The following is a 12,685-nucleotide window of genomic DNA, read 5'->3' as shown; positions in this document are numbered from 1 at the left end:
ACCCCCTCCTCGTGGGACCCAGCTTCCCGTCCCATTTTAAGAACGAGAGCTCGTCGGTGGATTCATTCTCTCAAGCAGCTCCTTTTTATCCTCTCTTTCAAGGCTCTTGAGATACTTCTCTTTCTCGCCATCCTCCCAAAGAGGATCATAAATCGCTTTAATTCGTCTTGCATAAGAATCAAGACCCTCTGGGATAGTTCCTGAAAGAATTTTTTCAAGACCACAATGACACGGTTTAGCCCCAAACTTATGAACTGCGTCACGAAGCACATCTGGATGATCCAGAATCATACATGGTCTTAACAAATTATCTTCCCCATGGTAAGGAAGTTGATTACGAATATACGTGAAGAAAGGACTTCCTGCAATCTCCACTAGCGACTTCTCGCGAATATTATCTACAGCAAAGGGGGCAAAAACACATGGTTCTACGCTCCCATCAGATATGACATGCCAGTAGCGCTCACCAGCCGCCATACATCCATCTACATATGGGCCATCGTTCCAGAAGTCTCCAATAAAAATGGGGAAATCTTTACTATACCGCCATGCCTCCACTTTTTTATGAAGGAAAGCCCGCTGTTCTGGCGTAGCCATATAACTCATATCTGGGTTAGCGCCAATGGGAATATACTGGAAAAACCAGCCGATTTTACAGCCTCTTTCTATCATCGTTCTGATAAATTCATCTTGAGACATATATTCTGCCGAAGAGCGAGTGCAAGTTGCACTGAAACCAAACATAACGCCAGCTTCATAGAGCCTCTGATATGCGTTAATTACTTTATCATAAATACCCGAACCTCGTCGAAAATCTGTCTCCTCTCTGTCCCCTTCCACCGAAATCATGGGCATAACATTCCCAAGATCCACGAGACGACTGACCATGGCTTCGTCTAAAAGAGTTCCATTGGTATAAACCTGAAAATAGCAATCTCCATGTTTTTCCCACAAGTCGAGAAGGTCTCTACGGAAAAAGGCCTCTCCACCAGAAAAGGTAAAGAAAAACATCCCTAGCTCCTTCGCATCATTGAGGAGTTTATCCAACTCGTCAAACGTTAACTCTCCAGTGGTGTCATATTCTCCCGCATAACACCCCTTACAATGCAAATTACATCTCATTGTAGGACTGATGACCATAAAATTAGGTAAGTGTACATGATACTCTTTTTCCTTTTTATCGCGAATACCGCGACCAAGAACCATAAAATTGACAATAAGATTTTGAATGAGTTTAGAGAGGCAATGTGGGTTAAGTTCTAAAACAATACGTTTGATAACACCTACAAAAGGGTCATCTTTTTCTACCATTTCAGCTAACTGTTTGAAGGTTTCACGATGATAGCGAGCTGGAGCAATGCTCCCTATAGTTTTCAGAAGAGATATAAGCTGTTTGTCATCCCCTCTCCGAAACATTAACGCGGCTCTTTCGATGGCCTTCTGGGAAAAGAGCCCTTTCGCCTTATTTATCACAGAAATGGCCACCATCATCATCTCCTTTAACTGATTTTTGATATTTTTCTACGTTCACCTGCACAATAGCAAATTGTCTCTTATTTTAATATAGTATTTATACCCAGTAAAGTAAGCCCTTCGTTCTAAAACATGGGGCAAGAGGGTATACCCTCTTGCCCCATGTTTTAGATATATGATATTTGTAAGATTCGATCTGAATAATATTAGTTTTTCCCCGGGGTCTTCAAGTACCATTCTGCCAAGAGAGAACCTGCGATATAAATAGAGCTATACGTTCCAACTACTATTCCAACAAGCAGGGCAAAAGAGAAATTGGCTATAACTGGACCTCCCCAAATAAATAGCGCTAAAACAGGAAGGAACGTTGTCAAGGACGTGTTAATCGTCCGGGATAGCGTAGAATTAATAGACATATCAAGAATTTTAAGTATGCCTTTTTCCCTGAGATATTTCCAGTTTTCCCTCACTCTGTCGAGCACTACTATTGTATCATTAAGAGAATAACCAACGATAGTCAAAATTGCCGCAACAAAGGGTAAAGAGATTTCTTTCCCCGTAAGACTAAACATCCCTAACGTAATAATAGCATCGTGCATCAAGGCTAAGACACTAACTACAGCGAACCGAAACTGGAAACGAACAGTAATATAGCCTAAGATTCCCAACAAAGCCAACATTAACCCCAACATGGCTTCACGTCTTAGCTTCTCACCTACTACAGGCCCAACTTTTTCATGGCGAAGAACTTCCATCGAAGGATACTTATTCTTCAAAGCCTGTACCAGTTCCTTTCTCGCGTCCTCCGTATCCACATTGACCCGGATAATAACTCCTCGATCACTGTACGCCTGGATAACGGTTTGATTCTGACCGATATCTGCAAGGACATCTCGTACATCCCCTACCGGCACTGACGATTCAAACTCGACCTGAATGACATTGCCACCTGTAAAGTCTATGCCGAAATTCAAACCTCGCGTCATAAGACAAACTAGACTCGCAATTATAGCCAATAAGCTCAGAAGAATGGCTTTCTTCCGATGCTTCATAAAGTTAAATGAGAATTCTTTCGATATCATACTGAAAACCTCCCCCTCTTATGAACGGCGGGCAAAAACCGAAGCCATAGGACCGTGCATAAGAACCTGAAGAAGCACTCTCGTCACTACGACAGCACTAAAGACACTGGCTATAATGCCTACACTTAAAGTCACTGCAAACCCTCGGATTGGACCGCTTCCGAAGTAGTACAACACTCCAGCTGCGATAAGCGTCGTAATATTCGAGTCAAGAATGGTGGCAAGAGCCTTTTTGAAACCAGCATCCACAGCAGCAGAAGGAGTTTTGCCAGACTGAGCTTCTTCTCTAATACGCTCATATATTAAAATATTGCCATCAACAGCCATTCCTATGGTAAGAATAATACCAGCTATACCGGGCATAGTCAGAGTCGCCTTTAAACCAATCAGGGCAGCAAAAATAAGGAGGATACATACGCCCAAAGCTACATCCGCCGCTATACCTAACCACCGATAATAAATAAACATAAAGGCTAAAACAAGAAGCGTCCCAATAAGACCAGCCTTCAATCCTGCATTAATAGAGTCGGCTCCCAGGCTGGGACCTATGGATCTGTTTTCCGCCACTTCCACAGAGACTGGAAGAGATCCAGCTCGCAACATAATAGCAAGACGCTGTGCTTCAGGAACAGAAAATCTGCCAGATATCTGAGCATTTCCTCCAGAAATCCTCTCCTGAACCACTGGTGCTGATACCACGTTCCCATCAAGGACTATCGCTATCTGCTTCCCTACATTCTGAGCTGTAGCCTGGTCAAAAAGCTGTGCTCCATCTTTGTTGAACTCTATCGTAACCACGGCCCGGCCAAGATTATCATACTGGGTTTTAGCATCTACCAAATGTTTTCCACTTACTAAAGCTGGCCCTAAAAGGAAATAACGACCCTCTTCGTCTCGAGCTACGATAGATTCCTCTGTTTCTTGAGATTTCTTTTCTAGCTCCCCTTTCATACCTTCTACCTGGGTTTTCGCTTCTTCCCAGCGGGAAAGAGCTGTTTTATACTCTTCCTCGCTGTCATAATTTGGGCGTTCCGGTCCAGGAGGTACGCTCATAGTCGCACCTAGTACTTTGCGAAACTCAAGAAGAGCTGTCTTCCCAATAAGTTCAAGAGCTGCATCAGGATTCTCGATACCAGGAAGATCTACAATAACACGATCTTTCCCTTCCCTTTGTATAACTGGCTCAGCTACCCCATATTGATCTACTCGATTTCTCAAAACAGCTAAGAGCCTTTCAATACTATCGTCAGTTACAGGGTTCCCTGGTGTCCCCTTTGCTTGAAGGACAATATGGGCTCCTCCTTTTAAGTCAAGGCCCAGATTCATCCTCCCCTTAACGGGAAACACCGCTACCAGGGCAGCTATTACGACTAGAAGTACTATGCCAAGCCGCCAACGGTCTTTTTTCAACATGACTTAACCTCCCTACAAACCTGAAAATCATAGAAAAAGGAGCGGACATGAAAGCCCACTCCATTTGCATATTAAAAAGCAAGCAGTTACTCTTCCTCTTCTTTTGCTTCAACCTCAGCTTTTCCCTTTTCCTCAGTAGCTTTTTCCTTTACAGGCTCGGAAGGAGCTGAAGAACGTTTGTTAACGATGGAACTTTTGAGGACACGGACTTTAACTCCATCAGCGATCTCAACGATAAGGCTGTCATCTTTTACTTCTCGCACAGTAGCAAAGAAACCACCAGCGGTAATGACCTGATCTCCACGAGTCAAAGAAGCCAAAAGATCATCGTGCTGCTTTTGTCTCTTTTTCTGAGGACGAATGATAAAGAAATAAAAAATAAGCACAAATATTATGAGAGGGAAAAACATCCCCAAAACTCCGCCCTGGGCTCCACCCGCTCCTGTTGTTTGTCCACATTGCTGATTCAAAACAAAACGCCTCCTCTACTAATTCAAACCATAGATTTCAACACGGTTATTCTAACAGAATATTTTTCCTGTTAAAGGGGGTAATTTATTCCTCACGGTGCTTGAGGTAAAACAAAAGTTTTTCGAGCTCTACAGATATATCCACACTATAGACCAAGACATCATCTGGCGCTACTATAGCCAACGGGGAAAAGTTTAATATCCCCTTGACCGTCCCTACAGCTACAATTCTGTCAACGCATTCCTGCGCTACCAAAGAAGGAACTGTAAGAATCACTACCTCAATGCCATTCTCTCGCATCACCTGATCAATGTCATCCATATGGTAGCAAGGGATACCCGCTATTGGGGTCCCCACTTTATCTGGATCCACATCAAAAAGGACCTTAATGTCGAACTTACTGCTCTTAAAGGCTTTATGTCCGAGCAAGGCTTCACCAAGCCGCCCTACGCCCACAAGAGCGATAGGCCAACGATGAGGAGAAGAAAGAATCTGGTCCACGTGTCTATATAGCTTCTCAACATGATACCCTACTCCTCTTTTGCCTATCTCGCCAAAATAAGAGAGATCCTTCCTCACCTGGCTGGCCTTAAAGGCTAGCATTTCCCCTATTTCCTGGGAAGAAACCACCTTTTGCCCTTCATTATAAAGCTGTTCTAATAATCGATGATACTGAACAAGCCTTTCTACTGTAGGTTCTGCTATCTTCATATTTTCACGTCCTTCAGCTTTGCTTTTGGGGAAACTTCCCAACCTACCGATGAATGTTAAATCGAGTTAAAGCAGCATAACCTGCTCCAAGCCCTTCAACTTCTTCCTCTATACGAAGAAGCTGATTATACTTGGCAACTCGATCCACTCGAGCAGGAGCTCCGCTCTTTATTTGCCCCGCACCTACGGCGACAGCGAGATCGCTGATAAAGGTATCATCTGTCTCTCCTGAGCGATGAGAAATGACTGTACTATATCCATGTCTTACCGCCGTATCGATAACATGCATTGTTTCTGATACAGTGCCTATTTGATTCAATTTTATGAGGATAGAATTAGCTACTCCCTTGAGAATTCCATCTTCCAGGCGATGAATGTTCGTAACAAAAAGGTCATCCCCTACAATCTGAATCCGTTTTCCCAGCGTCTGAGTAAGTGTAGCCCACCCTTCCCAATCGTCCTCCGCCATTCCATCTTCAATAGAAAGAACAGGATAGGCGTCACAAAGATCCTTATAATACTGGGCCATTTCTTCTGCTGATGAAAAAGTACGGTTCTCCCCCTCAAAAATATAATGCCCCTTTTTATAGAGTTCTGAGGCTGCGACATCAAGTGCCAAGCTTATCTGGTCTCCAGGGGTATATCCTGCCCGTTCAATAGCCTCCAATATAAGGCCAAGAGCCTCTGTGTTGCTTTGAAGGTTAGGTGCAAACCCTCCCTCATCCCCTATCGCCGTGCTATACCCTTTTTCTTTCAACGTTTTCTTGAGAGTATGGTAGGTTTCTACAGCCATACGAAGAGCTTCTGCAAAGGATCCTGCTCCGTGGGGTACAATCATGAATTCCTGGATATCAAGATTATTATCAGCGTGAGCTCCTCCATTTATGACATTCATCATGGGAGTGGGTAAAAGATATGCTTTAATCCCACCTAAATAGGCCCAAAGAGGCAAATCATGATCTTCTGCAGCCGCACGGGCAACTGCCATGGAAACACCGAGGATAGCATTCGCCCCGAGCACCGATTTATTGGGTGTACCGTCAAGATCTAACATTATCTCATCTATAGCAGTTTGATCAGAAGGATCAAGCCCAACAATTTCTGGAGCAATCTTATTATTTACATTATCGACCGCCGTTAAAACTCCTTTGCCCATATAGCGACTCCCACCGTCACGAAGCTCCAATGCTTCATGAGTACCGGTAGAAGCTCCTGAAGGGACAGCAGCTATTCCGACGACTCCATTGTCAAGCCACGTCTCCACTTCTATAGTGGGATTCCCTCGAGAATCAAGAATTTCTCTTCCACATACACCTGCGATGATACCCATCATCTATCATCTCCAATCTCACAAAAATAAGAGCCTCACCACGGCTTTTCTTCCCCACTGACACGACGCTCTTCCAAAAGTTCATAAGAAACTATGCCTTTTCTTCTTATGACTTTTTCGTCATCGACCAGTACTTTAACAGTTAAGATTCTCGTCGGATAGGCTACTTCCACTACATCATCGACTCTTACAAGAGCAGAAGAACGGCATTGACGACCATTCAAACGAACGGCTCCAACCTCTATCATTTCCTGAGCAACTACTCTGCGTTTTACAAGTCTAGAGTCTTTTAAAAACTTATCGAGCCTCACATACAGTCCCTCCACGTTTCAACTTAGTGCTTAGTATAACAAAAAGAGGCGACAATCGATCAACACAATGGTTTTTTTCACAAAGAAATTAACGCTTCTTCAGCTTTTTAGCAATTCCCCAGTAAAGCGCTAATTCTTCCTTCGTTGCCTCTCCTTTAAGCATTTTTTTATGAAGAGCCTGGAATTTCTGTTCATTTCTTTTCCGCTCCAAGGCAGAAGAAACAGCTTCCCAAGAATCTTGATCTTCTCCAAAAGACTCACAAAAAGCGCCACCCATAGCGAGTATGGAGAACGGCATATCTTCCCCCATATCTCGCCAGTGTTCCTCCAAACGTTCTGGAGAATGGCCAGAAAAAACAGCGGCCAAAACTTCCTTGGCAGGAAGACTCTCTACTAAAGGGAAAATATCATGGGGATGTATTTTTTGTCGTAACGAACTATCATTCCATAAACAATAAATTAAAGCCGCCTCTAATGGCTCGATTTCTTCATTTTTTTGTATAGATTTTTCTTTCTCTATAGGAAAAGAAGAGTCTCGATCCTGCCCCTCTTTATTCCCCTGGACATTTCGAGAACGAATCTCATCTAATTCTTCTTGCAACTCGTGAGGTAATATTCCCAAAACTGCGCTTATTCTCGGAAGATATGGCGCTACATCTATAGGACTCAATTGAGCTATTCCTCGCAGAAGATCATCCGCTGCAGATCTTCGCGTTTCTTCCTGCTCTAGTTGAGTGCGGCGTAAGGTTAAATGGAAAAGCACGAGAGGCAAGGCCTTATCCAAAGATCGTTGAAAAAGCTTCTTCCCTTCTTCTTGAGACAAAAGATCATCTGGGTCTTTACCTTTTGGCAATTCTACTACTCGAACATCAACCCCATTTTGCTGCAATACGTACATACTTCGAACGGTAGCCTCAATCCCAGCAGTATCGGAGTCATAACAAATAAAACAACGATTGGAAAAGCGCTTTAAGAGACGAGCCTGATCCTCTGTCAAAGATGTTCCTAAAGACGCAACTGTTTCTGTATATCCACATAAATGAAGACGAATCGCATCCATATACCCCTCTACAAGAATGGAGCGATTTTTTTCTCGAATACTCTGTTTCGCTTGATAAAGTAGGTATAAATTTTGCCTTTTACTGTACAAAATCCCTTCAGGGCTATTAATATACTTGGCTCCATCTCCATCTATAATTCGCCCTCCAAAAGCCAAGAGACGACCAGAAACATCCCTAATAGGGAACATAATCCGGCCCCTAAAACGATCATAAGGCTTCTTTCGCCCTTCTAAAACGAGCCCGCTATCAAGAGCTTCTTTAAAGGACACTTTCTCTTCTTGTAACTTACTCCACAAAGAGTCCCAAGAGGAAGGAGCCCAGCCAATTTCAAAAAGCGTAGCTGCATCTGGCGTAATCTGTCTCGAAACTAAATATTGTCGTGCTAAACGACCAGATGCCACGTCTTTAAGAGACGCTCGAAAAAAAGACAGGGCCCGTTCCATAATATCGTAAAGAGAAGGTTTGCTTTTATCCACTTTCCCCCCCATAGAATAGGTAGGGAGAGGGATGCCTGCCCGTTGAGCCAGGAAATCCAAAGCTTCTTTAAACTCTAACCCCTCGATCTTCATTACAAAAGAAAAAATGTCTCCGCCTTCTCCACATCCAAAACAATGGAACGTCTGGCGATCTGGAGAGACGAAAAAAGAAGGTGTTTTCTCCTGGTGGAAAGGGCATAACCCTCTAAAATTTTTGCCAGTTTTATGGAGACGGACATAATCCCCTATAACATCCACAATATCTAAACGCTCTTTAATCTGTCGAACTGCCCCATCGTCCATAAAAACACCTCCTTAAAACGCACTAAAAGGGGGAAGGATTACATAATCCTTCCCCTCCGAATATACACCTATCGAGAAAAATCAGTATAACTTTTATAGAAAGAGAGGAGCTAAAACCAGAGCCACAACTGACATCAACTTGATCAGAATATTAAGGCTCGGCCCTGCAGTATCTTTAAAGGGGTCTCCCACTGTGTCACCTACTACAGTAGCTGAGTGATTATCTGTGCCCTTCCCTCCGAAGTTTCCTTCTTCAATGTATTTCTTGGCATTATCCCAAGCTCCACCAGAATTAGACATAAAGATAGCCATCATTACGCCAGTCACAATGGAACCACCCAAGAGACCACCCAAAGCTTCAGGCCCAAGAATAAGCCCTACAACTACTGGAGAAACTACAGCAAGAACACCAGGGATGATCATTTCTTTCAAAGCCGCAGCTGTAGAAATATCAACACAACGCTCATATTCTGGACGACCAGTCCCTTCCATAATCCCAGGAATTTCCCGGAACTGTCTTCGTACTTCATCTATCATAGACTGAGCTGCACGTCCAACAGCCTGGATAGTTAGCGCGCTGAAAAGGAAAGGCAACATTCCTCCGATAAAGAGTCCTACCATCACTCGAGGATCCTTCAAGTCTATAGCATCGAGATTAACTGCATGAGCATAGGCTGCAAAAAGCGCTAAGGCTGTCAACGCAGCAGATCCAATTGCAAGTCCTTTACCCATGGCAGCAGTAGTGTTCCCTACGGCATCAAGTTTATCGGTAATCTCTCGAACATCATGAGGTAAGTGGCTCATTTCAGCAATTCCACCAGCGTTATCCGCTATGGGACCGTAAGCATCTACGCTCAAAGTCATGCCGGTTATGGAAAGCATGCCTACAGCTGCACAAGCAATACCATAAAGACCACCAAACTTATAGCCTACAAGAGTCGCCACGCAGATAAGGATCACAGGGATAACAGTAGACTTCATACCTACTGCCAAACCAGATAAAATAACAGTTGCTGGGCCTGTTTGAGAAGATTTAGCTATCTGTTTTACAGAATCATAGTCTCCAGAAGTATAGATCTCCGTGACATAACCAATGAGAACACCCACCGCAACACCAGAAAGAACGGACCAGAAAAGGGTCAGTTCACCAAAGGCAGCTTTCGTCACGAAATAAGAACCAATGATCATTACACCACCAGTAACAAAGGTTCCTATACGAAGGGCCACCTGAGCATTACCGCCTTCTTTTACACGAACAAACATGGTTCCGATAATAGCAGCGACTATACCAAGAGCAGACAGGACCAAAGGATAAAAGACTCCTTGAGAACCGTACACTGTTAGACCAATAGCCATTGCTGCAATAATAGAGTTTACATAAGATTCGAAGAGGTCAGCACCCATACCTGCAATATCCCCTACATTATCGCCAACGTTATCTGCAATAACAGCTGGGTTACGAGGGTCATCTTCAGGGATTCCTGCTTCAACTTTACCCACAAGGTCTGCACCTACGTCGGCAGCCTTCGTGTAGATTCCTCCTCCTACACGGGCAAATAGAGCAATAGAGCTGGCTCCCAAACCAAATCCTGTCACAATATTGGGGTCTTTGAAAAGAACATAACAGAGCATAATACCAAGCACACCAAGGCCCACCACGGACATCCCCATGACGCTGCCACCTTTAAAAGCAATGCCGAGAGCTTCATTTACTCCACGGGTAGCAGCAAAAGAGGTTTTTCCGTTGGAACGGGTGGCCACAACCATACCCACGTATCCGGCCATAGCACTAAAAAGGGCCCCGCATATGAAAGAAACAGCCGTCCCTCTTCCTATCTTGAACCAGAGAACGCCACCGAGCAATAAAGCAAAGGGGAAAAGCCATCGATATTCTCTTGAAAGAAAAGCCATTGCGCCACGATGAATGATCTCTGAAAGTTCATTGACCCTTTCATGATCCACCTTAAATGCCTTAATTTTGCCATAGGCAAAAATGGCATAGACCAGAGCCAGTATCCCAGCCCCAACAATAATCCAAAATGCCTGAGAATCCATACACCGAAACCTCCCTTAATTTCTACAAACTTTAAAAAGACGGCCCGCCTCGAAGGCGGGCGGCTTCCCAAAACTCCGTCAATTATAGTAAGGAGCCATACTAAAGACAAGTAAAAATTTATTCCCTTTTTTCTATTGATATATGAATGTCAATATCCTTATCGAGATGTTCTATTTTTTTCAGGGCAGATAACATCCCTTTTATTCCTCCAGCTAAAAAATCCGAAACAAAAGCATTCAAAGGGACCGCCTGTCCATCAACCCAGAGAGATACACCACCTCTTTGAGATTGACGACACAAATACGCTATTCGTTTGGCAAGAAGCAATTCTTCTCCTGGTTTAAAAAAAACATCTTTTTCCCCCTTATCATCCTCGCCCTGGAGATTGGCATTATAATAAGCAACTACTCCATGCACAAATGTAGGGCATGTTTCAGGTGAACCTAGCCACACTTTCGGACAGGGGAGTTCTTTGCCTCCTTCTAACAGAAAAAGATCGAAATCGTAGCCCATCTTATACTGAAAATCAGATAAGGACAATATTTTCGCAGACTCTATGCGAACTCCTTCCTCTCCCCAAAAAACAGTAGGGACCTTGAGTTCCAACATTTTCCCCGTATCTGTATTACTCGAAGGAATTATTCTTTCATGAGTATGCTTTATATAGAGAATCTTCAGCCCTTCTTTTTTGAGATGAGGAATAAGAGCCGTACATAAAGATGTTTTTCCGCTGTTCTTCAAGCCAGCTACAGAAAAGACAAAAGCCATGCCCTCTCGTCACTCTCCTTCTCGAGGACTGCTCGGTAATGGTGTTTTAGGAATATAGGCACTTGTATATCTTTTCCAGATGTTACGATAACTGTCGAGAAGGAAGATAAACAAGCTAATAATAAGAGGCCCTAAGAAAAGCCCTAAGAAGCCCCATGTAGCCAATCCGCCTACAACTCCAATAAAAACCATTAAAACATGGACTTTGCCTCCTCCAGAAATGAAGACTGGACGAATAAAGTTATCTACAGTACTCACTATCATTATGCCCCAAACCGCCAGAATAATGGCTCCCTTAATATTACCCACATAGAATAAGTAAATAGCTCCAGGCCCCCATACGAGGGGAGTTCCTATAAATGGGATCATAGCAAGAAGGGCCATGATCGCCCCGAAAAGAGCCGGACTAGGAAGTCCCACATACCACCAGCCGAAAGCCCCCAATACTCCCTGTATGCCTGCTGTCAAGGTAATGCCATAAATTACGGCTTGAAGAATCTGTTTAGCCCTGTCAAAAAAAGCTTTTTTCTCCTTAGGTGGTAAAGGAACAATATCATCAATGTAGTCTAAGATAACATGTCCATCCCGAATAAAGAAGAAAGAAGAGACAACGATTACTACTAATTGATAAATAATTCGAATTGTATCTCCCAAAAAGGACTTGGATATGTTTGCCAGCGTAGAGATGCTCCAAGAGCCAATCTGTCGAATGACCGTCATAAGGAACGGATATTCCACCAGATAAGGACGTATTTTTTCCATTATTGCCTCTGGGAAAAGGAGAGACACAAAAGTACGACCTTGCTCTACGTTCACATCTGAAAAAACATCGGACAAATAGCCATATATTCGAATTCCCTCTCGAGCCATTACAGTCCCCACCAAAATAGAGGGTACTACTATAAGAAGAACGATCGCAGCAGTCGTAACAGCTGCTGCTCCATTAGCAAACCTTTTAGATAAGACACGCTCATAAAGATATGCGTAAAAGGGATATACAAAAAAAGACAAGATGGCAGACCAGGCTAGAGGGCGCAAAAGACTGAAAGAAACGAGATAGGTAAGAGAACCCAGAGCAAAAAAAATCAACGTAAAGGGCAAGAAAAAGCTTCTAATTCTTTTATAAGGTCGCCTACTCTGATACGTCAGCTTATGATCCCTCCCTTTACTCATTCGCTTATATGTCACAAGAGAAGAAGCAGTTAAAACTACTTCTTCTCTTGTCCCTTT

11 protein-coding genes are annotated in these 12,685 nt (G+C 43.5%); all 11 read right to left on the bottom strand.

What is annotated here, in order from left to right; translation table 11 throughout:
• Positions 1-36: 36 nt before the first annotated feature.
• The gene (locus B4J50_RS07410) at positions 37-1,416 is read right to left on the bottom strand and encodes a radical SAM protein (protein ID WP_286954045.1); all 1,380 of its coding nucleotides are present in this window, start codon (positions 1,414-1,416) and stop codon (positions 37-39) included.
• 263 nt (positions 1,417-1,679) lie between these two features.
• Complete coding sequence (secF, locus tag B4J50_RS07405; protein ID WP_286954043.1) at positions 1,680-2,525, bottom strand: protein translocase subunit SecF; 846 nt, start codon at positions 2,523-2,525, stop codon at positions 1,680-1,682.
• A gap of 48 nt (positions 2,526-2,573) precedes the next feature.
• Positions 2,574-3,968, bottom strand: a complete 1,395-nt coding sequence (gene secD / locus B4J50_RS07400) for a protein translocase subunit SecD (RefSeq protein WP_286845887.1) — start codon at positions 3,966-3,968, stop codon at positions 2,574-2,576.
• 86 nt (positions 3,969-4,054) lie between these two features.
• Positions 4,055-4,438: a preprotein translocase subunit YajC gene (gene yajC, locus B4J50_RS07395; protein WP_286845889.1), complete on the bottom strand. Its 384-nt coding sequence runs from the start codon at positions 4,436-4,438 to the stop codon at positions 4,055-4,057.
• 85 nt (positions 4,439-4,523) lie between these two features.
• A complete protein-coding gene (locus B4J50_RS07390) occupies positions 4,524-5,150 on the bottom strand; it encodes a redox-sensing transcriptional repressor Rex (protein ID WP_286845891.1) in 627 nt (208 codons plus the stop codon).
• Positions 5,151-5,193: 43 nt separating this feature from the next.
• Positions 5,194-6,480, bottom strand: a complete 1,287-nt coding sequence (gene eno, locus B4J50_RS07385; protein WP_286846116.1) for a phosphopyruvate hydratase — start codon at positions 6,478-6,480, stop codon at positions 5,194-5,196.
• Between the two features lie 35 nt (positions 6,481-6,515).
• Positions 6,516-6,791, bottom strand: a complete 276-nt coding sequence (locus B4J50_RS07380) for a S4 domain-containing protein (RefSeq protein WP_286845893.1) — start codon at positions 6,789-6,791, stop codon at positions 6,516-6,518.
• Positions 6,792-6,879: 88 nt separating this feature from the next.
• Positions 6,880-8,631, bottom strand: a complete 1,752-nt coding sequence (dnaG, locus tag B4J50_RS07375) for a DNA primase (RefSeq protein ID WP_286845895.1) — start codon at positions 8,629-8,631, stop codon at positions 6,880-6,882.
• A gap of 93 nt (positions 8,632-8,724) precedes the next feature.
• Positions 8,725-10,686 (bottom strand): sodium-translocating pyrophosphatase, encoded by a 1,962-nt coding sequence (locus B4J50_RS07370; protein WP_286845897.1) that lies wholly within the window; start codon positions 10,684-10,686, stop codon positions 8,725-8,727.
• A 118-nt stretch (positions 10,687-10,804) separates the two neighbouring features.
• A complete protein-coding gene (locus B4J50_RS07365; protein WP_286845899.1) occupies positions 10,805-11,455 on the bottom strand; it encodes a molybdopterin-guanine dinucleotide biosynthesis protein MobB in 651 nt (216 codons plus the stop codon).
• A 9-nt stretch (positions 11,456-11,464) separates the two neighbouring features.
• Positions 11,465-12,544 carry an AI-2E family transporter gene (locus B4J50_RS07360; protein WP_286845901.1) on the bottom strand — a complete coding sequence of 360 codons (1,080 nt, stop codon included), beginning with the start codon at positions 12,542-12,544 and terminating at the stop codon, positions 11,465-11,467.
• Positions 12,545-12,685 lie beyond the last annotated feature (141 nt).

It is taken from the genome of Aminobacterium sp. UBA4908, assembly GCF_002398115.1.
GTDB lineage: Bacteria > Synergistota > Synergistia > Synergistales > Aminobacteriaceae > Aminobacterium > Aminobacterium mobile.
The sequence above is the reverse complement of the archived record's forward strand: the minus strand, read 5'-3'. Positions and strand labels throughout refer to the sequence as shown.